The 19601-nt window shown below is 65.7% G+C and carries 24 protein-coding genes; 13 read left to right on the top strand and 11 right to left on the bottom strand.

The genetic code is table 11. The features are described 5' to 3' along the window. Window positions 1–38: 38 nt before the first annotated feature. The 5 genes from R4P95_RS15990 to R4P95_RS15970 all read right to left on the bottom strand — a co-directional run bounded on the left by R4P95_RS15990 (window position 39) and on the right by R4P95_RS15970 (window position 4735). Complete coding sequence (locus R4P95_RS15990) at window positions 39–494, bottom strand: SRPBCC family protein (RefSeq protein WP_213576758.1); 456 nt, start codon at window positions 492–494, stop codon at window positions 39–41. Further along, on the bottom strand, window positions 491–2035 hold the full coding sequence (locus R4P95_RS15985; protein ID WP_317745987.1) for an NAD(P)/FAD-dependent oxidoreductase: 1545 nt from the start codon (window positions 2033–2035) through the stop codon (window positions 491–493). The genes R4P95_RS15990 and R4P95_RS15985 overlap by 4 nt, the downstream gene beginning before the upstream one ends. A gap of 179 nt (window positions 2036–2214) precedes the next feature. Then, window positions 2215–2676, bottom strand: coding sequence for a DUF4190 domain-containing protein (locus R4P95_RS15980; RefSeq protein ID WP_317745988.1), 462 nt, complete (start codon window positions 2674–2676; stop codon window positions 2215–2217). Between the two features lie 87 nt (window positions 2677–2763). After that, window positions 2764–3174, bottom strand: a complete 411-nt coding sequence (locus R4P95_RS15975) for a MerR family transcriptional regulator (protein ID WP_317745989.1) — start codon at window positions 3172–3174, stop codon at window positions 2764–2766. Between the two features lie 40 nt (window positions 3175–3214). Beyond that, on the bottom strand, window positions 3215–4735 hold the full coding sequence (locus tag R4P95_RS15970; RefSeq protein ID WP_317745990.1) for a SulP family inorganic anion transporter: 1521 nt from the start codon (window positions 4733–4735) through the stop codon (window positions 3215–3217). A 334-nt stretch (window positions 4736–5069) separates the two neighbouring features. Here R4P95_RS15970 and R4P95_RS15965 point away from each other — a divergent pair, with 334 nt between their 5' ends. The 3 genes from R4P95_RS15965 to R4P95_RS15955 all read left to right on the top strand — a co-directional run bounded on the left by R4P95_RS15965 (window position 5070) and on the right by R4P95_RS15955 (window position 6335). Continuing rightward, entirely contained in the window at window positions 5070–5582 is a 513-nt protein-coding gene (locus tag R4P95_RS15965) for a DUF1992 domain-containing protein (RefSeq protein WP_317745991.1), read from the top strand. 89 nt (window positions 5583–5671) lie between these two features. Continuing rightward, complete coding sequence (locus R4P95_RS15960) at window positions 5672–6133, top strand: hypothetical protein (RefSeq protein WP_317745992.1); 462 nt, start codon at window positions 5672–5674, stop codon at window positions 6131–6133. Window position 6134: 1 nt separating this feature from the next. Further along, on the top strand, window positions 6135–6335 hold the full coding sequence (locus R4P95_RS15955; RefSeq protein ID WP_317745993.1) for a DUF6186 family protein: 201 nt from the start codon (window positions 6135–6137) through the stop codon (window positions 6333–6335). Between the two features lie 261 nt (window positions 6336–6596). Here the strand turns inward: R4P95_RS15955 and R4P95_RS15950 are convergent, their stop codons facing one another. Then, window positions 6597–7238 (bottom strand): ScbR family autoregulator-binding transcription factor, encoded by a 642-nt coding sequence (locus tag R4P95_RS15950; protein WP_317745994.1) that lies wholly within the window; start codon window positions 7236–7238, stop codon window positions 6597–6599. A gap of 137 nt (window positions 7239–7375) precedes the next feature. Between R4P95_RS15950 and R4P95_RS15945 the strand changes: the two genes are divergently transcribed. Further along, on the top strand, window positions 7376–8083 hold the full coding sequence (locus R4P95_RS15945) for a lysoplasmalogenase (protein ID WP_317746111.1): 708 nt from the start codon (window positions 7376–7378) through the stop codon (window positions 8081–8083). On the opposite strand, the gene R4P95_RS15940 is transcribed toward R4P95_RS15945, so the two are convergent. Next, entirely contained in the window at window positions 8067–8513 is a 447-nt protein-coding gene (locus tag R4P95_RS15940) for a hypothetical protein (protein WP_317745995.1), read from the bottom strand. The genes R4P95_RS15945 and R4P95_RS15940 overlap by 17 nt on opposite strands. 101 nt (window positions 8514–8614) lie before the next feature. On the opposite strand from R4P95_RS15940, the gene R4P95_RS15935 reads away from it, so the two are divergent. The 5 genes from R4P95_RS15935 to R4P95_RS15915 all read left to right on the top strand — a co-directional run bounded on the left by R4P95_RS15935 (window position 8615) and on the right by R4P95_RS15915 (window position 13723). Beyond that, entirely contained in the window at window positions 8615–9211 is a 597-nt protein-coding gene (locus R4P95_RS15935; protein WP_213576765.1) for a DUF6636 domain-containing protein, read from the top strand. Between the two features lie 4 nt (window positions 9212–9215). Next, window positions 9216–9914 carry a TrmH family RNA methyltransferase gene (locus R4P95_RS15930; RefSeq protein ID WP_213576766.1) on the top strand — a complete coding sequence of 233 codons (699 nt, stop codon included), beginning with the start codon at window positions 9216–9218 and terminating at the stop codon, window positions 9912–9914. Window positions 9915–9948: 34 nt separating this feature from the next. Beyond that, entirely contained in the window at window positions 9949–11064 is a 1116-nt protein-coding gene (locus tag R4P95_RS15925) for a glycoside hydrolase family 76 protein (RefSeq protein ID WP_213576767.1), read from the top strand. Window positions 11065–11128: 64 nt separating this feature from the next. Next, entirely contained in the window at window positions 11129–12484 is a 1356-nt protein-coding gene (locus R4P95_RS15920) for an LLM class flavin-dependent oxidoreductase (protein WP_213576768.1), read from the top strand. A gap of 108 nt (window positions 12485–12592) precedes the next feature. Beyond that, a complete protein-coding gene (locus tag R4P95_RS15915; protein ID WP_213576770.1) occupies window positions 12593–13723 on the top strand; it encodes a GTP-binding protein in 1131 nt (376 codons plus the stop codon). Here the strand turns inward: R4P95_RS15915 and R4P95_RS15910 are convergent. Both R4P95_RS15910 and R4P95_RS15905 read right to left on the bottom strand, forming a co-directional pair. Next, window positions 13720–14385, bottom strand: a complete 666-nt coding sequence (locus tag R4P95_RS15910; RefSeq protein ID WP_213576771.1) for a DedA family protein — start codon at window positions 14383–14385, stop codon at window positions 13720–13722. The genes R4P95_RS15915 and R4P95_RS15910 overlap by 4 nt on opposite strands. 25 nt (window positions 14386–14410) lie before the next feature. Further along, window positions 14411–15094 carry a VTT domain-containing protein gene (locus tag R4P95_RS15905; protein WP_249354612.1) on the bottom strand — a complete coding sequence of 228 codons (684 nt, stop codon included), beginning with the start codon at window positions 15092–15094 and terminating at the stop codon, window positions 14411–14413. Between the two features lie 249 nt (window positions 15095–15343). Between R4P95_RS15905 and fbaA the strand changes: the two genes are divergently transcribed. Next, entirely contained in the window at window positions 15344–16378 is a 1035-nt protein-coding gene (fbaA, locus tag R4P95_RS15900) for a class II fructose-bisphosphate aldolase (protein WP_213576773.1), read from the top strand. 59 nt (window positions 16379–16437) lie between these two features. Here the strand turns inward: fbaA and R4P95_RS15895 are convergent, their stop codons facing one another. Further along, window positions 16438–17595, bottom strand: a complete 1158-nt coding sequence (locus tag R4P95_RS15895) for a transcriptional regulator (RefSeq protein WP_317745996.1) — start codon at window positions 17593–17595, stop codon at window positions 16438–16440. Between the two features lie 137 nt (window positions 17596–17732). Between R4P95_RS15895 and R4P95_RS15890 the strand changes: the two genes are divergently transcribed. Continuing rightward, window positions 17733–18149 (top strand): DUF3151 domain-containing protein, encoded by a 417-nt coding sequence (locus R4P95_RS15890; RefSeq protein WP_109332741.1) that lies wholly within the window; start codon window positions 17733–17735, stop codon window positions 18147–18149. Window positions 18150–18213: 64 nt separating this feature from the next. Further along, on the top strand, window positions 18214–19281 hold the full coding sequence (locus R4P95_RS15885) for an FUSC family protein (RefSeq protein WP_213576775.1): 1068 nt from the start codon (window positions 18214–18216) through the stop codon (window positions 19279–19281). 4 nt (window positions 19282–19285) lie between these two features. On the opposite strand, the gene R4P95_RS15880 is transcribed toward R4P95_RS15885, so the two are convergent. Then, window positions 19286–19441, bottom strand: coding sequence for a hypothetical protein (locus tag R4P95_RS15880; protein WP_317745997.1), 156 nt, complete (start codon window positions 19439–19441; stop codon window positions 19286–19288). On the opposite strand from R4P95_RS15880, the gene R4P95_RS15875 reads away from it, so the two are divergent. Then, entirely contained in the window at window positions 19403–19591 is a 189-nt protein-coding gene (locus R4P95_RS15875; protein WP_397517715.1) for a hypothetical protein, read from the top strand. The two genes, R4P95_RS15880 and R4P95_RS15875, sit on opposite strands and share 39 nt — an antisense overlap. Window positions 19592–19601: the final 10 nt, after the last annotated feature.

The raw sequence follows: 19601 nt of genomic DNA, 5'->3' as shown, positions 1-19601 counted from the left end.
CGACCTTCGTTCTCGGGTCAGGATGCCCGCCACCCGGGTCAGGACGAGCGCTGCGCCGCCTGTTCCACCTGACGCCGCAGGGTGGCATCGGTGTGTCGGATTGCCTGCGCCACAAACGGTTCGACGATCCGCGCCAGCGCCTTCCCGGCAAGTCCGCCGGGAAGCTCGTAGTGGAAGTCGACGGTCAGTCGGGTCGCTTCTTCGCTGACAGGCTCGAATCGCCACTGCGAGTGGGTGGTGAGGCCGTCGATCGAATCGAGCTGGATCAGTGCGTTCTCTTCCCACGCCGTGATCTCGACGACCGAGCCCAGTGTCTTGGGGCCGACCCGCATCGCCGCGTTGTAGACGGCACCGAGTCCGCGGACGGGTTCGCCGACGGGATCGAACTGGGTGATCCCGAAAAGCCAGGACGGCACGTGCGTGTAGTCGTCGAGATACGCGAAACAGGCGGCGAGCGGAGCTTGGGCTACGGCGGTGTGATGAATCTCGATCATGACGACTTTCCTGTGGAATGGGCGGACGACGAGTGCCGGTAAGGCCGGACCGCGTAGTTCTCGAGGTCGAATCGGGCGAGGCGGCGTCGCAGTGATCCGGTGGACCACGGCCAGGCCGCGAAGTTCTTGCCGTCGGCGTCGAGGTAGTAGCTACTGCATCCGCCGTTGTTGAAGACCGTGGGGGCCAGGCCCTTCTGGACGGCGTCGTTGAATGCGCGGAACGGCTCCTCGCGGACCTCGAGTACTTCGATGTTCTGCTGTTCGGCCTTGGTCAAGCCGTCGATGACATAGTCGAGCTGGGTCTCGGCCAGTCCGAGAAACGAGTTGTACACCAAGATGTTCGGGCCGAGCATGATGTAGGCGTTCGGTGCGCCAGGAGTGGTGGTGGCCAGATAGGCCTCGGGACTCTTTGCCCATTTCTCCGACAGAAGGCGTCCGTCGCGTCCGCGAATGCGGCTCGCGATGGGTGGGTGGCTCACATCGAATCCGGTACCGAAGATGATGACGTCCACCTCGCGTCGGGTGCCGTCGGCGGCCACCACCGACTGCCCCTCGACCGCGACGAGCGCGTGGGGAATCAGCTCGACGCCCGGCTTCGTCAGTGCAGGCAGATAGGTGTTGGACAGCAGGAGTCGCTTGCACCCCAAGGTGAAGTCCGGGGTGAGCGACGCTCGGAGCTCGGGGTCGGGCACCTGGGCCGCGAGCCAGCGGGTGCCGATGGGGTTGAGTAGGCGTGCGGTTCGTTCGCGCCGCATCGCCAGGGTGAGGGTCCGCAGCACCACGTCCAGAACGTGCCGAAATGCGTTCTGTACGGCGGGAACTCGACCGAACACCCATTGCGCCATGCGCGGGAACGGAAAGTCGAGACGTGGGACGACCCAGGCGGGAGTGCGCTGGAAGACGTACAGCTGCGCCACGTCCGGTTGGATCTCCGGAATGAACTGCACGGCGGACGCGCCCGTTCCTACCACCGCCACCCTCTTGCCGGTGAGATCGACATCGTGATTCCAGCGCGCCGAGTGAAAGATCTCGCCGGCGAAGCCGTCGATTCCGGGGAGTTCTGGTGTCTTCGGTTCGGTGATCGGTCCTGCCGCGAAAATGACGTGCTGGGCGACCATCGTGCCCTGGGTGGTGTCGAGGACCCAGCGTCGGCGGTCTTCGGACCACGCTGCCTCGATCAGCTCCGTGTGCATCGAGATCTTGGATCGGACGCCGAACTTGTCGACCGTTTTCTCGATATACGACAGCAGTTCCGGCTGTAGTGCAAAGTTGCTCCGCCATTGCGGGTTGGGATTGAAGGAGAACGAGTACACCGGTGCGGGTATGTCGACACCGCAACCGGGGTAGGTGTTCTCCCGCCACACGCCGCCGACGCGTGCTGATTTCTCGAGCACGAGGTAGTCCGTGATTCCGGCCTTTTCCAGCTTGACCGCTGCGGCGACGCCGGACAGACCGGCGCCGACTACGACGACCGACAGATGCCGTTCGGCCTCGGAGGCCTGGGAGGCGACGCCGGCCTGCTGCGGGGCACTCACTGTCATGTCCTCTTCCTGGGCCGAGGTGGAACGGTCACCGATAATTAACTGAGACTCGATGTCACAGTAAAAGGAAGAAGGCGCAATGGCAAGTGGCGCTCCGCGCCCGTGCGCCTTTCTGGTAGCGGTGGCAACCAGAAAGGCGCACGGAGCGGCTGGAAAGCTCGAGAGATGGCTCGGGAAACTTACGGCTGAGGGACCTCGACGCTATCGGGCAGCTTGTCCCGCATCTTGTCGAGTTCCTGCTCGATTCGTTCGACGGCACTGTCGTTGTTGAGCACAGTGACCATTCCGGCCGCGAAAGCTATCGAGATGACGATCGCCAGCGCGCTCAGTACAGTGCCGGCAATCGCCACGCCTTTACCGGTGATACCCACCTTGCGGGACGCCCTCAGTCCGAGGATGCCGAGAATCAGCCCGATGATGCCCAGCACCAGTCCGACCGGAGACAGGATCACGATCAGCACGCAGACGAGGGCGGCAACACCAATAGCGAGGGCGAATGCGGCAGCAGTACTGGTACGTGCGGGTTTGGTGACTACTCGTTGCTCGACGTCGACGGAACGACCGTCGACGGAACGACCGTCGATATCGGTCACTCGATGCGGGTCGTTTTCGTCGCCGCGACCTGTCAGTGGTCTGCTCATCATTGCCTCCGGGCGTAGTCGATCTAAGGTGTACAACGCATGCCCGGTTCGGTGGCCTTCAAACCGTATCGGTGAGGGGCCGGGTGCCTACTCGGTCGCGGCGTGGTCGGCGAGCAGGGCGGTCAACTCTTCGGCGTAGGCGACTTGTGTGCGGAGTTTGCGGCAGCTTTCCTCCGCCCGCGTGTGGCAGTCGGTGACGAATGCCTGGGCGTCGGCGCGTTCGTCGGCTGCGGGGTCGGACGCCAGAATCTCGAGCGAGTCGAGGAGCTGGCGCATCTCGTCGAGGGTGAATCCGAGCGGCTTCATCCGCCGGATGACGAGCAGGCGTTGGACATCAGCATCTGTGTAGAGGCGGAAGCCGCCGGCACTGCGCTCAGAAGGCCGTACCAGGCCGACCTCGTCGTAGTGGCGGATCGTCTTGATCGACAGTTCGGTGCGTTCGGCGACCTCGCCGATCTGCATGTGCCGCAATGTCGAACCCTCGATGCGGTCCGTCATCTGCTCACCTTTCTCTGCATTCGTCCGGGCACTGATGATGTCAGTGCTCGGCACCCATCTGCCCGCTCAGGCGCACGTGGCGTTCGGCGGAGGCGGCGTTGAGGCCGACGATCTCCACGTTCTTACCCTTGGCAGCGTATTTCGTGGTGATCGCGTCGAGGGTCGCGACGGTCGAGGCATCCCAGATGTGGGAGTCGGACAGGTCGATGATGACGTTCTCCGGATCGCCGACGTAGTCGAACTGGTAGATCAGGTCGTTGCTCGAGGCGAAGAACAGTTCGCCGCGCACCTTGTAGATGCGGGTGTTCTCGTCGGGGTGGGCAACGTCCACCACTTCGGTCAGGTGCGCGACCCGGCGGGCGAAGAGCACCATTGCGGTGACGACACCGACGATCACCCCATAGGCGAGGTTGTGGGTGGCAACGGTGACCGCGACGGTCGCAAGCATGACCAATGTTTCGCTACGGGGCATGCGCCGCAACGTCTTCGGGGCGATGCTGTGCCAGTCCAGGGTGCCGACCGAGACCATGATCATCACCGCGACCAGGGCAGCCATCGGGATCAGCGCGACGATGTCGCCGAGTCCGACGACGAGGATCAGCAGGAACACCCCGGCCAGGAAGGTGGAGATGCGGGTGCGGGCTCCGGAGACCTTGACGTTGATCATGGTCTGGCCGATCATGGCGCAGCCGCCCATGCCGCCGAAGATTCCGGTGACAATGTTCGCCACACCCTGCCCCCAGCCTTCGCGGGTCTTGTTCGAGTGGGAGTCGGTGATGTCGTCGACCAGCTTCGCGGTCATCAACGACTCGAGCAAGCCCACCAGGGCCATCGCCAACGCGTAGGGCGCGATGATCGACAGCGTGTCCATGGTGAACGGCACGTCCGGGATCACCCAGGACGGCAGCGAAGACGGTAGCTCGCCTTCGTCGCCGACGTTCGGGACGTTCAACGCGAAGATCACGGTGGCAGCGGTGAGCAGCACAATGGCCACCAGCGGGGCGGGGATCGCGGTCGTGAGCTTGGGCAGGAACACCATGATCAGCAGTCCGGCCGCGACCATCGGATAGACCAGGGCGGGCACGTCGATCAGGTGGGGGAGTTGCGCGGTGAAGATCAAGATCGCGAGAGCGTTGACGAAGCCGACCATCACACTGCGCGGGATGAATCGCATCAGTTTCGCGACACCGAGCAGGCTCAGGACGATCTGCAGCACACCGGCCAGCAGGACGGCGGCGATCAGGTAGTCCATGCCGTATTCCCGCGACAGCGGCGCGACGACGAGGGCGATCGCACCGGTCGCCGCGGAAATCATCGCGGGGCGGCCGCCGACGATGGCAATCGTCACCGCCATGGTGAAGGAGGCGAACAGACCCACGCGGGGATCGACCCCGGCGATGATCGAGAACGAGATCGCTTCCGGGACCAGGGCCAGCGCGACCACCAGTCCGGCCAGTACCTCAGTCTTCAATCGGCGAGGAGATCGAAAGGCATCACGAACAGACCCTTCGTCGAGGACGCGGTCGTCGTGCTGGGGCCGGTCGTTCTGGGGCACTGCCATTCACTCCGTTCGCACCAGTGCAGGCGCACAGTGCTGTCGAGTCGAAGCGCCGCCGTGGCGCCGAGGGTCGGGTCTGCGGACTAAGACGATCCGCGCGAATCCTTCGTCCACCCGCGCAGACTCTACCCTCACGGGAGGGTAGAGTTTGAACCGGTCGATAGATTCAAGACTCCTTTGGCCGGATGCTGAGGGATTGGCCGGCGAGTCCCGCGAATCGGTGCGCGGATGCAGAGCGTCTGCCACGGGTCGGTGACGTGGTCCGCGCCGAGTTCGGGGAGATTCGGCGACCCACGACTTGCTGCCGCAGTGCCGCACATCCTGGGAGAATCGGTGTATGACCGAGCGCAAGCCTCCCGAGGTGAGCTTCGAGAGCTGGATCGACAAGCAGATCCGGCTGGCGCAGGAGCGCGGCGACTTCGACAACCTTCCCGGAGCAGGTAAACCGATACCACTGTCCGGCGACGTCGATGACGAGTTGTGGTGGGTCAAGGGTTATTTGCGGCGCGAGAACCTGCCCCTCGACGCACTGCTACCCACGCCGCTGCAGTTGCGCAAGCAAATCGAGCGGCTCCCCGAGACGGTCCGCGGAATACCGTCGGAGGACGCGGTGCGCGAGATCGTGCATCAGCTCAACCTTGAAATCGTGGCCTGGTTGCGCGCGCCGTCCGGTCCGCGAGTGCCGGTCAGCCCCGTCGACGCGGACGAGGTGGTGTCGCAGTGGCGAATGGACCGCCGAGCGGTGCGCACGCCGCCCCCATCGCTGCCGCCGTCCGTAGAGAACCCGCCGTTCGCAGAGAACCAGTCGCCGACGCCGCGACCGCGGCGGTGGTGGCGTCGGGGACGGTGACCGGTCAGGCGCCGGGCGGCCAGGGTTGCGCGGGTGCGACCCTGGCGGCCGGAGCAGCACGCGACGGACCAGGGTGAGGGTGGCTGGTGATGAAATCGCTTCTCCGAAAAGTTGATGTGCCCAGTGCTGTTGGTGTAGCCGGGCTGGTGATCACGGCGCTCTACGCATACTGGGCAACCGGACTGGAGCCGTTCACGGGCCTTGCCTACATCGCCGTCGGAATACCCGTTGTTCTGCTGGCAGGTGCGGCCGTCATCGGCGGCGCTCCCGAACCTCGGGACAACGGCACGCCACGGGCAGGGGAGATCACGCTACGCTCGGTGCTCCCGTGGCTGGTTTTGCTTTTTGTTGCCGCCGGCCTCGAAGGACTCGGTCTCGCCCTGGGTGGCCGGTCCACCACCGTTCCCACACTCAGCACGGTGATCGATCATGCGCTGGCGTGGCATCCGGTTCGATTCGTCCTGTTTTGCGGATGGCTTGCTATCGGCGGAGGCCCAGTCGTCCGGATGTACCACAGGTGGGTGCGACCCCATTCTTCCGCGGGAGGGTGAGGTGATAGTCACGATCATCTGGCTGATGTTGATCGGCACCGGCATCGGCATCGAGTTGTACAGCCGCCGAGCCGGCGGACGGTGGTCGAGCCTTGCGAACGTCGTCTCCGCGCTGTGGGCCCGGCTGCCCGGACGACTACTTCTCGTCGGCCTCTGGGCTTTCGCTGGGTGGCACATGTTCGCCCGGTACACCCTGCCCTGATCGCCTGGTCAACCGCCGTCCAAGGGCGACTTCGGGGCCGTGCCGGTGCCGGAGCGGTGAGCCCGAAGCGGGGTGAGCGCGTCGCGCCGCTGGCGGCCGGGGGGCTGTGGGACCTGCGGTTCGCAACCGGCGATGCGGCAACAGGGCACGGGGCATCCCAAGCAGACCGAATGATGTTGCCGAAGAAATGAATGGGGCCGAATCGACGTCATCGGAGTCCGGGGTGGCGAGCCGTCGTGCGCTCGCTTCGTGCCTCGGCAATCAGGAGACGAGGTCGTCACGTGCGGCGGCAAGCTCGAGTAATCGGGGCAACATGTCGGGGGCGGCGATCGAGGGGAGCAGCAGCGCCCACATGTCGGCGAGGCGTTCGTACAGGTCGGCTCGACCGCTCAGTGCCTCGGACACGAGTTGCATCCCGGTGAAGGAACTCACCAGGAAGCGGGCAAGAGCGGCGGAATCGACCGTCGCCCGAAGCTCACCCGCGGCTGTCGCCTTGACGGCCAGTGCCACGAGCGTGTCGGTCCAGTCGATGTAGGGATCGGTGGCCGGTCCGCGAGAATTGCCGAGTTCGAGGGTGAGACGGACCCCCGCCCGGACGATCGGTTCGGTCAGCAGTTGCCGCGCCATTTCCTTGGCGCACAGGACGATAGCCTCCATCGGGGACTGGGCCGTGGCGAGCACTCGCTGCGCCGCCAGCATCGACATGGCGTGCTGCTCCTTGATCACCGCCCAGGCGAGGGCTTCCTTGGACTCGAAATGGAAGTACAAGGCACCCTTCGTGACATTGGAGTACGCAAGTATCCGGCTCAGGCTGGCGCCGCCGTAGCCGAGCTTCTCGAAGCTGAGCGCGGCGCCTTCCAGGACCTGATGGCGGGTGGCTGCCGCGCGTGCCTGTACTGCCATGACCTTTGCCTCACGATCGCCCTCGTCACCGTCGCATTCCAACCTCCAGTCAACCACTCGAGCGCGCGGTACCCTCGGCGCGACCGCAAGTGTGGGAGGAAGATGTGACGTCGAAGGATGACTGGGGTCTGGAGCACATGGTGTTCGCGGGGGCGACTGTGGCCACCGTGGTCGGCGCTGTGACCAGACGCGAGCGACTGCAGAAGTTCGCGAAGCCTCTGATCGCTCCGGCACTGGCGGCCCGGGTCGTGCGCCGGCGAGGCGCGACCGACTCCGTGGACGCGGCGCTGTTGCTGGCCGGGCTCACGGGTGCGACGGTCGGTGACGTCTTCATGATCGACCCGGATGACGAGGCCCGCCTGGTGCGGGGCGCTTCGGCCTTCGCGGTCATGCAGGCGTGCTACTCGGCTTTGTTGCTGCGCAACGGTGCGCGTCCCATTCCGGCGGCGTGGGGTCCGCGGCTGGCCGGCTGGATCGGGGCGGCCGTGTTGCTGCGGGCTCGGTCCGCCGGTGTCGCTGCGCCCCTCACTGCTTATGGATCAGCCTTGGCTACGACGTCCACACTGGCTGCCGATCCGTCCCTCGCCCCCGGCGCAGGCGTCGTTGCGAGCGTGGCGATACCGAGCGGCGACCGGCGCAGCTGGCTCGGTCTGGGCGGGGTGCTGTTCACGGCGTCGGACGGGCTGATCGTGGTGCGGAGATTGTTCGTGCGAAGTGGCCGCGGCAGGGCTGCCTCCGAAGGACTGATCCTCGCCAGTTACGCCGCCGCGCAACTGTTGCTGGTCGAGGGGATGCTCGCGCTGCGCCGCCGGAACACAGGTCGCCGGGTCACAGGCACAGCATGATGCGGTCCCGATTGTTCGGGTCCACCAGGATCGTGATGGTTTCGCCGGGCACGAAACGGGTGGCCTCCTCGCGCCGCACCTCGTACACGACGCGTCCGGAGTAGCTCTCGGACCCCGGCACGGTCAACCGCAGATCCAGTTCGGTCAGTTCGCCGTTGTCGGGGGTGCGGCGAAGCGGGGTCACGCGCTCGATGCTGGCCCATCCTTCGAGCCCGCGCCGCGCGAGTTGGCGGTCTGCCCGGGAGGGTCGTTCGGCGGCCATCATGCCGAACCCGAGCGCCGACCCGAAGGCGGCGACCAGTCCCATGATCTGGTACGGAATCGTGGCCTCGGGGGTGTGCTCGATCAACCATCCCAGCCAGACTGCGAGGACGATGACGTAACCGGCTGTGATGAAGCAGACCGTACGCACGATTCGCTGATGATTCATCGTTGTGCCTCCGTGTCCAGGGTAGACCGCCGCGGGGACGCCGGGCAGTGGTGCCGTTAGAGTGCAGTGTCGGCAGCAGGCAAGTATGTGGAGGTGGCCGTATGGCGTGGCGTCGGGTGTCGTTGGTAGGTTTGAGCATTGGTGCTGCTCTGACGCTCGCAGCATGTGGGGGTTCGTCCGAGGCGGTGGCTCCGCCGACGACCACCACCACCGCAGCGCCGGTGACTACTACCACCACCACGGTTCCGCCAGTCACGACCACCACGACCACGATCGCGCCGACCACGACGACGGAAGCACCGACCACCACCCTCGTCGACGTTCCGTACGAGCACAACGAGTCGTACTTCTTCACCTCCCCGGACGGCGCATTCCAGTGCGGCATCATCAAGCTGCCGAGTCGCACGGAGGCGGGATGCCAGGGGTCGACCAGTCCGGTCCCGCCGCGGCCGGCAGACTGCATGGTCGACTGGGGCCACGGCATTCGCGTCGAGAACGAGGGTGAGGGAGCGTTCATGTGTGCCGGTGGCCTCGTGTACACCTCGGGCGATGCCGAACCTGATCCGGTGTTGCCTGCCGGATCCAAGCTCACCGAACTCGGCTACTCCTGCAGCACCACAGCGACCGCTGTGACGTGTGTCAACGACGAGACGTCCCACGGATTCACGGTCTCACCCGACTCCAACGAGACGTTCTGATTTCATGATGGGCGCAGAGGTGGGTTCACTTCCGGTCCTGGCCGAGTCGGGCGAGCCGGGCCCTACCGAGTGGGGCGAGAATACTCACGGTGTCGGTCCGTGGACGGAAGAACACGACGTACCGGTCCCGACGGATCCCCGCTACGATCCCGAACTGCTGGCCGGCGGTGACCGACGGAACGTGGTCGACGCCTACCGCTATTGGACACGTGAAGCCATCGTCGCCGACATCGACAGCCGGCGCCACCCGCTGCATGTGGCGATCGAGAACTTCGGGCACGACGCCAATATCGGCACCGTGGTGCGGACGGCCAACGCCTTCGCCGCCGCGGAAGTTCATATCGTGGGACGGCGGCGCTGGAACCGGCGCGGGGCGATGGTCACCGATCGGTACCAGCACGTCAGGCACCACTCGAGCATCGACGAATTGGTCGAGTTCGCGCGTGAGGAGGGTCTCACGATCGTGGCCGTGGACAACACGCCTGGCTCCGTTCCGCTCGAAACCGCGAGCCTGCCGCGGGACTGCATGCTGCTGTTCGGTCAGGAGGGTCCCGGAGTCACCGACGAGGCGAAAGAGGTTGCAGCCATGACCGTATCGATTGCGCAGTTCGGTTCCACGAGGAGCATCAATGCGGGTGTCGCGGCAGGCATTGCCATGCATGCGTGGGTGCGGGAGCACGCCGACCTCGGTCGGGCGTGGTAGCGGATCGCCCGGAGAATAGGCAAGATCAACCTTCATGCAGGACGAGTGGTCGGCGCGCGCCGACGCCGCTGAAGAAGCGGTGGTGAGCAGGCATCTTCGCCGGCTGTGGGGTCTTCCGGGCACCACGCTGGGCGTGGTGGCCTGGCCGGCGGTCAAACGTGAACGGTTGTTCGTCAGTTGGCATTACTGGTGGCAGGCGCACCTCATCGACTGCGCCGTCGACGCACTCGAACGCGACCCCACTCCGCGTCGTCGCCGTCGGATCGTGAAACTGGCTCGTAGTCACCGCCTTCGGAACATTACGGGCTGGACCAACAATTATTACGACGACATGGCGTGGCTGGGCATCGCGCTCGAGCGCGCGCAGCGCACGCACTTGATCGACAACCGGAATGCGGTGCAGACACTCGAATCTCAGCTGTTCGACGCCTGGGATCCCGACGGTGGCGGGCTGCCCTGGCGCAAGGGCTCGGATTTCTACAACGCTCCGGCCAACGGCCCGGCCGGAATCATGCTGGCCCGCACAGGCAAACTGTGGCGGGCACAGGCCACCGCGGATTGGATCGACGACACACTGCTGGACGAGAACACCGGCCTCGTCATCGATGGGATCCATCGCGGCGGTGAGGCCGAAAGGGTCATCTATTCGTACTGCCAGGGGGTCGTCCTCGGGCTCGAAACCGAGCTGGCGGTGCGTCTCGGTGCGCCGCGGCATCGAGGCCGCATTCACCGGCTGGTCGACGCCGTCGACGAGCACCTGGCTCCGGGTGGGGTCATTCGCGGCGGTGGCGGGGGAGACGGTGGTCTGTTCAACGGTATCCTCGCCCGCTATCTGGCGCTGACCGCGGTGATGTTGCCCTGGGAGAACCATGACGACATCCGCGCGCGTGAGATCGCAGCGCAGATCGTGCTCACCTCTGCCGAAGCTGCGTGGGAGAACCGCTTGCAGATCGAGGGTCAGCCCTTGTTCGGCGCCGACTGGGGCAAGCAGGCCCGGCTTCCCGGTCTCGGCAGGAATATCGCGGCGTTCACCGGGGGCACGGTGCGTTCGTCCGACATCCCCGAGCGCGACCTCTCCGTCCAGTTGGGTGGCTGGATGCTGATGGAGGCGGCGCACGCGGTCTCGGCCGCCGGGTATCCCCGGCGGTAGTGCGTTTCGATCACACGAAACTTAACCGTGGGCAGGCGGTTTCCGCGCTGCTAGACATCTCGGTATGTCAGATCAACAGCGGAAGCTGAGTCTCAATGCGTTCATCTATCCGGCCGGGCACCACGAATCGGCCTGGCGTCACCCGCTGACTTCACCGGAGCGGTTGTTCGACGTCGACTACTTCCAGGAGATCGCGCGGACTGCGGAGGCGGCGAAACTGGATGCACTCTTCTTCGCGGACGGTCCCGCGCTGCGTAGCGATGCCGGGCACGGCGCGGCCGGAGCGCTGGAACCGATCACCTTGCTGACGGCGATCGCCGCAGTCACGGAACGGATCGGGCTGATCGCCACCGCGTCCACGACGTACTTCGAGCCCTACAACCTCGCGCGTCTGTTCGCCTCCTTGGACCACATCTCGAAGGGCCGGGCCGGCTGGAATATCGTCACCACCGGAACGGATCTGGCGGCGGCGAACTTCGGCCTTTCCAGTCATCCCGACCACGCCGACCGATACGCGCGGGCACGCGAATTCGTCGATGCGACGGTCAAGCTGTGGGACAGCTGGGAAGACGACGCCATCGTTCTCGACACCGCCGGGGGTGTCTACGCCGACACGTCGAAAATTCATGAGATCAACTACGTTGGACGCCACCTGCGGGTCCGCGGACCGTTCAACGCGCCGCGCTCGCCGCAGGGTCACCCCGTGCTGGTACAGGCGGGTGCGTCGAACGAGGGACGCAGCTTCGCAGGGCAGTACGCCGAGGCCATCTTCACCGCCCATCAGCGACTGTCGGACGGGCAGGCGTTCTACGCAGACATCAAGAGACGTGCGTCGCAGTTCGGACGCAACCCCGACCACGTGAAGATCCTTCCCGGAATCAGCCCGTTCATCGGCGACACCGAGGCGCAGGCAAAGGATCTCGAACGCGAATTCAACGAGCTGACCTCCCCCGAGTACGGCCTCGCCCAGCTCGAGAGCATCACCGGAACTCAGGTGCGCCACCTCGACCTCGATGCCCCCGTGCCCGCCGAGTTGTTCGGCGACGCCGGCGACGTGACGGACAACCAGCAGAGCCGGCTGCAGGTGGTCGCAGGCATCGTGCAGCGGGAGCGTCCGACGCTGCGAGGGCTGCTGCATCGCCTCGCGGGCGCCCGAGGACACCGAGTGTTCGTGGGAACGCCGGTGCAGGTGGCCGACACCATCGAAGAATGGTTCACCCAGGGAGCAGCCGACGGCTTCAACGTGATGCCCCCGTACTACCCGGGAGGTCTCGAGGTGTTCGCCGAGAAGGTGGTGCCGATCCTGCAGGAGCGGGGTCTGTTCCGCACAGAATACTCGGGTACGACGCTGCGCGACCACTTCGGGCTGGAACGTCCGGCCAGCCAGTACGCGCAGACGTCGGGCAGGGTGGCCCTCTAGTCCCGTCCTTCGCCCGACGCCACCGCGTACTTCCCCTGACGACGACGGTGGCATCGGGTGGAGTGGCTGCTCGAATCGCTCGTTTATGAAAACAGTTATCATTTCCGGATGACTCGTCCACTTCCTGTCACCGTCCTGTCCGGCTTCCTCGGCGCGGGCAAGACCACTCTTCTCAACCACATCCTCGCCAACCGGGACGGCCGGCGTGTCGCCGTGATCGTCAACGACATGAGTGAGGTCAACATAGACGCCGCCCTCGTCGCAGGGCAGGGACATCTCGATCGGACGCAGGAGAAGCTGGTCGAGCTCACCAACGGCTGCATCTGCTGCACGCTCCGCGAGGACCTGATCGAGGCGGTCGCCCGCCTGGCCGAGGAGGGACGGTTCGACCACCTCGTCATCGAGTCGACGGGCATTTCGGAACCCATGCCCGTCGCCGCCACGTTCGACTGGGAATTCGAGGACGGCTTCAGCCTCGGCACGGTCGCGGCGCTCGACACCATGGTGACAGTGGTGGACGCGTCGACGTTCGTCGGCGAGCTCGCGAGGGGTGAGCGCCTCGACGAGCGCGACCTCGAGGCGGGAGAGGGCGACGAGCGCAGCATTTCCGACCTACTCGTCGACCAGGTCGAGTTCGCCGACGTGATCTTGCTGAACAAGACCGATCTGGTGAGCGAGCGCACAGCCGGCACGGTCGAGGCCCTCCTGCGCAGACTCAATCCGACGGCGAGACTCCGGCGCACCACACGTGGTGTGGTCGACCTGGCCGACGTTCTCGACACCGGTTTGTACGACCCGGAGTCGGCTGCCCTGGCGCCCGGGTGGGCGGAGGAGCTTGCGGGCGGCCACACACCTGAAACGGAGGAGTACGGGATCCGAAGTGTCACCTACCGGGCGACGCGGCCGTTCCATCCCGCACGGCTCGACCAGGCTCTGGGCCAGTTCACCGGACTGCTACGAAGCAAGGGGTCCTGCTGGATAGCGAGCCGCCCGGACCTTGCGGCGATCTGGTCGCAGGCGGGACCCAATCTGGTGATCGAACCGGCGCAGCTGTGGTCGGGCGCGGAGGAGACGCCCGGTCAGGAGATCGTCTTCATCGGTGTCCGGCTCGACCCGGAGGCGCCTGCGCGCATCCTCGATTCGGCGCTCCTCACCGACGACGAATGGGCGTCCGGTCCGGCCGAGTGGGTGCATTTCGACGACCCGCTGCCCGAGTGGGAAGCGGTGCATCAGCACTAGTCGAGAACTTCCTCGACTTCCACCTCTTCGGGCGGACGGGCCATTTCCTGGCGGTAGTGCCAGATGCCGACCACAGTGCCGATCACCAGCAGTGCAACCATGCCGCCCAACACCACCGGCATCAACCACGACACCCGGTCGAGGAAGGAACCGCAGTAGAACCCGATCAGCAGCAGCACCGGCGCCCAGAACACGGCGCCGATGCTGCTGGCGACGGTGTACTTGGTGTGGTTCATCTTCGCTGCCCCCGCAACGAGTGGGCAAAGGGTACGTACCCACGGGATCCAGCGGGCGATGAGCACAGCCCAGAACCCGTGACGTTCCAACAGGATGTTCACCCGGTGGAGGTTGGCGTAGTTGAGGTACTTGCCGCCCTTGCGCGCCAAGATGCGGTTGCCGGTGCGGTGCCCGATGACGTACCCCACCTGATTTCCGCAGATAGCAGCGACCATCGCGCCGACCGACAGGGCCCACACGTGACCTGCTCCCGACTCGTGACCCGCGAGCACGATGCCCGCGGTGATCAGCATCGAGTCACCTGGCAGGAAGAGCCCGAGGATGACGGCACATTCGATGAAGACGAACGCCAGCACGATGACCCATACCAGCGCAGGGCCGGCGGAGACGAGGGGCCCGAAGGTGCCAGATGCCGATACGACCATGGTCAGCGCATTGCCTCGATCTCGATCAGGAGGGATCGGTGGGGGTGGAGACAGGCCGTGCGGCCTCGGGAGCAGCCGTCTCTCCCCGGCGAGCCTTGAGGACACGCTTGCCGACCTCGACGATGATCGGGAGCACCGACACGAACACGATCAACAAGAAGATGATGTCGACGTTGTCGCGGATGAACTCGATCTGGCCGAGCAGATAGCCGAGCAGCGTGACGCCGGCACCCCAGAGGATGCCGCCCACGATGTTGTACGTCAGGAACAGCGAATACTTCATGCGCGATGCGCCCGCGACCACCGGTGCGAACGTGCGGACGATGGGCACGAAGCGGGCCAGGATGATCGTGATCGGGCCGTGCTTCTCGAAGAACGCGTGCGACTCGTCGATGTACTTCTTCTTGAAGAACCGGGCGTCGTCGCTCTTGAAGAGCGCCGTTCCGCCCTTGCTACCGATGAAGAAGCCCACTTGGTCGCCGAGGATCGCGGCAATCGGGATCAGAACCAATAGTGCCCAGATGGGGGCGAACGGTTCGATCTCCGTCGACTTCGACGCCGCGATGAGACCCGCGGTGAAAAGAAGCGAGTCGCCGGGGAGCAGGGGGAACAGCAATCCCGACTCGATGAAGACGACCAGGAGAAGTCCGACGAGCACCCACGTGCCGAAGGAGTTGAGGAGGTTCACCGGGTCGAGGAACCCCGGCATCAACGCGAGGTTGGTCACGGAATCCGATGCTGCCTGCACAATCACGGCCCTCAGCGTACCGGCGTATGCGCGGAGTATCGGAATACTGCAGGTCAACGATTCCTGTCCGGTCTCGGACGGCCCGGAAACGAGGTGCCACGACAGCCACCGGGCGACGTAGGCTACCGGTATTGCCATACTGCTAGGACCACATCGCGCGCTGCGCTGATCGCGTGCGCGAAATCGACACGTTTATGGAGGACTGCCGCCGTGCCAATCGCGACTCCCGAGGTCTACGCCGAGATGCTTGGTCGAGCCAAGGAGCACTCCTTTGCCTTCCCAGCCATCAACTGCACTTCGTCCGAAACCATCAACGCCGCTATCAAGGGTTTCGCGGATGCGGGCAGTGACGGCATCATCCAGTTCTCGACCGGTGGCGCGGAGTTCGGTTCGGGCCTGGGCGTCAAGGACATGGTGACCGGCGCTGTCGCGCTGGCCGAGTTCGCACACGTGATCGCCGCGAAGTACGACGTCACGATCGCCCTCCACACGGACCATTGCCCCAAGGACAAGCTGGACAGTTTCGTCCGGCCGCTGCTCGAAATCTCTCAGCAGCGCGTCAGCGCCGGCCGCAACCCGCTCTTCCAGTCCCACATGTGGGACGGCTCGGCCGTGCCGATCGACGAGAACCTCGAGATCGCCAAAGAACTCCTTGCTATCTCCAAGGCCGCGAACATCATCCTCGAGGTCGAAATCGGCGTCGTCGGTGGTGAAGAGGACGGTGTGGAAGCCGAGATCAACGACAAGCTGTACACCAGCCCCGAGGACTTCGAGAAGACCATCGACGCTCTGGGCACCGGCGAGAACGGCAAGTACCTGCTGGCAGCGACCTTCGGCAACGTGCACGGCGTCTACAAGCCGGGCAACGTGAAGCTGCGTCCCGAGGTGCTCGAGACCGGCCAGAAGGTCGCCGTCGCGAAGCTCGGCCTGCGGGACGGCGCGAAGCCGTTCGACTTCGTCTTCCACGGCGGGTCGGGTTCGCTGAAGTCGGAAATCGAGGAGGCGCTGAGCTACGGCGTCGTCAAGATGAACGTCGACACCGACACCCAGTACGCCTTCACCCGTCCGATCGTCGGCCACATGTTCAGCAACTACGACGGAGTGCTGAAGATCGACGGCGAGGTGGGCAACAAGAAGGTCTACGACCCGCGCAGCTACCTGAAGAAGGCCGAGGCCGGGATGACCGCCCGTGTCATCGAGGCCTGCAACGACCTCAAGTCCGCGGGACGCTCGGTCTCCGGATAGGCCCTTCGGGCTCGTGCGCCTTTCCGGTAGTTACCGCTACCAGAAAGGCGCACAGTCGTTTATCGGGGGTCGCAGACCTTCCAGGTGCCATCGACCTTTTCCAGGTTGAACGTGCGCCACGACTGCTCGTTCGGGTTGGCGGCGGTATGGGCTTTCACCTGGGCGATGGCGGTGTCGCCGGTGATCTGGACGGCGTCGACCTCGCCGACCACCGGAATGTTCTGTTGAGTGATCGCGACCTGGTGGACCTCGGCGAAGTCCTGATCCGAGATGCCCTGGTAATACTCGGCGAGACCGCCGCAGGTACTGGTGCGCAGGGTCGCGAGGTCGCCCTGGGTGAGCGCCGCCACGAACGTATCGATGGTGCCCTGTACCTGCGCCTCGGGTGAGTTCTCGGCCCGATTGTTGTTGTAGACCACCACACCGGCGACGGCAATGGCGGCGATCACGAGGACGCCTGCGGCAATGGCCGCCAGGAGCCAGGCCTTGCCATGCTTCCTGGCCGCGGGAGCTACGGGCCCGACCCGCTGCGGGGCGCTCGGCTGGGTCGGGAGCACTCGCTGGGGCGCCGCTTTGGGCGTGGGTGGCGGAGAAGCGGGTGGCGGAGTCGGACGCGTCGCGGGTGGCTGCTGGGCGGATGCCGCTGGTCGGGGCGGGGCAGCTTGCTGGGGACGAGCGGGCTGCTGGGCCTGTGCGGGGCGGGGCGGTGGCGGCGTCTGCGGTGCGGGGGACTTCGTGACCGGGATGGCGACGGTCTCCGTGTCGGCGGGATCCGCCTTGCCGGGTTCCTGCTTCCCCTGCCCGTTCGCCCCCTGCCCGTTCGCCCCCTGCACAGCCTGCGGCGGGGATTTCGGGTGCATCTTCACCGTTGCCGCATCAGGCTTCTCCGGCGGACGCTTCTCCTGTAGACGCTTCTGCGTCGGAATCGCCTTCGTCACCGCCTCGGACGCGGCGCTGTCAGGAGAGGACTGTGCCGACTCGGGAGTCTTCGCAGAGGGTGTGGCGGACGGCGTGTTGTCGGCCGGCTTCTTCGCGTCAGATGCCGGGGTTCCGGTCGCGGCCTTGTCGGTACCGGCGGTGACCGGCCGGGCCTTGTCGGTGTCGGCGGTGACCGGCCGGGCCTTGTCGGTGTCGGCGGTGACCGGCCGGGCGGTCTCGTTTGCCGGTGTATCCGTAGTCGGCTTCTCGGTCGGTTCGTCTTTCTTCGGGTCCTGCACGCGTTGCCCCTCGGTCTGCAGAGAAATGAACGTTGGACCGAAGCCTAACGACAACGTGCGGCAATGCAGACCACCACAGGGCGCTTCGCCTACGGGGCGGGGCGGTGGAGCAGTCCCGCCGGGGGCACAATAGGCGCATGACCTCTTTCGGTGACCTTCTCGGACCCCAGCCCACACTGCTTCCCGGTGACGACGAGGCCGAGTCGGCCCTGTTGAACCACGAGGAACCGGCTTCCGTGGCGGCCGCACACCCCACCGCCTCCATCGCGTGGGCGTATCTCGCCGAGGCAGCTCTCGACGCCGGCGAGACGATCGCCGCGTACGCCTACGCACGCACCGGATACCACCGTGGCCTCGACCAGCTGCGCCGCAACGGCTGGAAGGGTTTCGGCCCCGTTCCCTACAGCCACGAGCCGAATCGCGGATTCCTGCGCTGCGTCGCCGTTCTCGCGAAGGCCGCGAAGACGATCGGCGAAACCGACGAATACGCCCGTTGCCTCGACTTGCTCGAGGACAGCGACCCCCGAGCCGCCGAAGCGCTTGGCCTCGGGTAGCGCCGTCACCGCAGCGCCGGTTCGAGTTCGGAACGGACTGAAGACTTCGGCCCAACGGCTGCGAGTGTCGGCCCTGCCGATCCTGCAGTGCGCCGTCGCGGCGGGTGCCTCGTGGTGGGTTGCCACGGTGGTGATCGGTCACACGGCCCCGTTCTTCGCGCCGATCGCCGCGGTGGTGTCGCTGGGACTGTCGCTCGGCGCGCGGCTGCGTCGATCCGTCGAACTCGTGGCCGGTGTGACCATTGGGATCGGGGTCGGGGACCTCCTCATCGCGTTCATCGGCAGCGGTACCTGGCAGATCGCCCTCGTGGTGGCCTTGGCCATGACCGCGGCGGTGCTCCTGAACAGCGGCCCGGTCCTGTCGATGCAGGCGGGTAGTTCCGCTGTTCTCGTCGCAACCCTGCTTCCACCCGGCGGCAATGCGGGCATCAATCGCATGGTGGACGCACTGACCGGTGGCCTGGTGGGCATCGCGGTGGTGGCGTTGATTCCCACGCATCCCGTGGGCCGGGCGAGGCGCCACGCCGCCGGAGTCCTCGGAACTGCCGCCGAAGTGATGCAATTGGTGGCGGACGGCTTGGTCGCCAACGATGACAAGCCCATCGAGGAGGCGCTGCGGAAGGCGCGAGCCACCCAGTCGTCCATCGACAACCTGCGGACGCACCTCGCGGGCGGCCGTGAGGTCAGCCGTATCTCGCCGCTGTACTGGAACACCCGCGGCAGACTCGAACGCTTGAGCGCCGTTGCCGACCCGCTCGACAACGCTCTGCGCAACATTCGTGTCTTGGCCCGGCGTTCGCTCACTTTGGTACGTGACGACGAGATCCTCAACCCGCGACTGGTCGACCAGGTCGAGAAATTGGCCCAGGCCATCGAAACGCTGCGCCTGATGGTGCTCGCGGACCCCGGTCAGCAACCCGACCAGGCCGAGGCTGCCCGCGTGCTCCGTTCGGTGGCGTCCGGACTCAAACCGGAACTGGTGGAGAATGCAGGTCTGTCGGCCACCGTCGTCTTCGCCCAGATCCGTTCGCTCACCGTCGATCTGATGCAGGTGGCAGGGCTGAAACGCATCTCTGCCATCGCGCATCTGCCCCCGACGGTGCAGAAGCCGGCGTACCGTCCGGAACTCTGAAGTCTCAGCGGTCACGGATGCGAGCCTGGAAGCCGGCGAGTACGACGTACGGCGCTGGACGCGACCGGAACTGTGCCGGGATGGCCGGAAGAGCAGCGGACCGTCTCGTCACCGCATCCTGGTGCACGGGGTGGCCGAAACTCATCGCCACGCCGGACACGCCGACATCGTCCGCGAACTCGTCACGGAAAGGTGGGGCTGCGGGCCGACTACGACAACATGCCGTCGGTCGATCAGGCCTGGTGGGAGACCTATCGGAGCCGGCTCGATCGCGCCGCCCGGGACGCAGGCAACGGCTGAGTCGCCGTAGTCGCCGACAC

This window comes from Rhodococcus sp. IEGM 27 (genome assembly GCF_033142305.1).
Taxonomy (GTDB): domain Bacteria; phylum Actinomycetota; class Actinomycetes; order Mycobacteriales; family Mycobacteriaceae; genus Rhodococcus_F; species Rhodococcus_F oxybenzonivorans.
This window is presented reverse-complemented; position numbering and strand designations above follow the sequence as displayed.

What these genes read in the sequence shown, in the direction of transcription:
- R4P95_RS15935 (WP_213576765.1), top strand. Translation starts at nt 8,615, where the DNA reads ATGGCGTGGCGTCGGGTGTCGTTGGTAGGTTTGAGCATTGGTGCTGCT.
- R4P95_RS15905 (WP_249354612.1), bottom strand. Translation starts at nt 15,094, where the DNA reads ATGCCGGGGTTCCTCGACCCGGTGAACCTCCTCAACTCCTTCGGCACG.
- R4P95_RS15915 (WP_213576770.1), top strand. Translation starts at nt 12,593, where the DNA reads ATGACTCGTCCACTTCCTGTCACCGTCCTGTCCGGCTTCCTCGGCGCG.
- R4P95_RS15950 (WP_317745994.1), bottom strand. Translation starts at nt 7,238, where the DNA reads ATGGCAGTACAGGCACGCGCGGCAGCCACCCGCCATCAGGTCCTGGAA.
- R4P95_RS15940 (WP_317745995.1), bottom strand. Translation starts at nt 8,513, where the DNA reads ATGAATCATCAGCGAATCGTGCGTACGGTCTGCTTCATCACAGCCGGT.
- R4P95_RS15920 (WP_213576768.1), top strand. Translation starts at nt 11,129, where the DNA reads ATGTCAGATCAACAGCGGAAGCTGAGTCTCAATGCGTTCATCTATCCG.
- R4P95_RS15985 (WP_317745987.1), bottom strand. Translation starts at nt 2,035, where the DNA reads ATGACAGTGAGTGCCCCGCAGCAGGCCGGCGTCGCCTCCCAGGCCTCC.
- R4P95_RS15945 (WP_317746111.1), top strand. Translation starts at nt 7,376, where the DNA reads ATGGTGTTCGCGGGGGCGACTGTGGCCACCGTGGTCGGCGCTGTGACC.
- R4P95_RS15930 (WP_213576766.1), top strand. Translation starts at nt 9,216, where the DNA reads ATGATGGGCGCAGAGGTGGGTTCACTTCCGGTCCTGGCCGAGTCGGGC.
- R4P95_RS15910 (WP_213576771.1), bottom strand. Translation starts at nt 14,385, where the DNA reads ATGGTCGTATCGGCATCTGGCACCTTCGGGCCCCTCGTCTCCGCCGGC.
- R4P95_RS15965 (WP_317745991.1), top strand. Translation starts at nt 5,070, where the DNA reads ATGACCGAGCGCAAGCCTCCCGAGGTGAGCTTCGAGAGCTGGATCGAC.
- R4P95_RS15980 (WP_317745988.1), bottom strand. Translation starts at nt 2,676, where the DNA reads ATGAGCAGACCACTGACAGGTCGCGGCGACGAAAACGACCCGCATCGA.
- R4P95_RS15990 (WP_213576758.1), bottom strand. Translation starts at nt 494, where the DNA reads ATGATCGAGATTCATCACACCGCCGTAGCCCAAGCTCCGCTCGCCGCC.
- R4P95_RS15925 (WP_213576767.1), top strand. Translation starts at nt 9,949, where the DNA reads ATGCAGGACGAGTGGTCGGCGCGCGCCGACGCCGCTGAAGAAGCGGTG.
- R4P95_RS15890 (WP_109332741.1), top strand. Translation starts at nt 17,733, where the DNA reads ATGACCTCTTTCGGTGACCTTCTCGGACCCCAGCCCACACTGCTTCCC.
- R4P95_RS15970 (WP_317745990.1), bottom strand. Translation starts at nt 4,735, where the DNA reads ATGGCAGTGCCCCAGAACGACCGGCCCCAGCACGACGACCGCGTCCTC.
- R4P95_RS15975 (WP_317745989.1), bottom strand. Translation starts at nt 3,174, where the DNA reads ATGACGGACCGCATCGAGGGTTCGACATTGCGGCACATGCAGATCGGC.
- R4P95_RS15960 (WP_317745992.1), top strand. Translation starts at nt 5,672, where the DNA reads ATGAAATCGCTTCTCCGAAAAGTTGATGTGCCCAGTGCTGTTGGTGTA.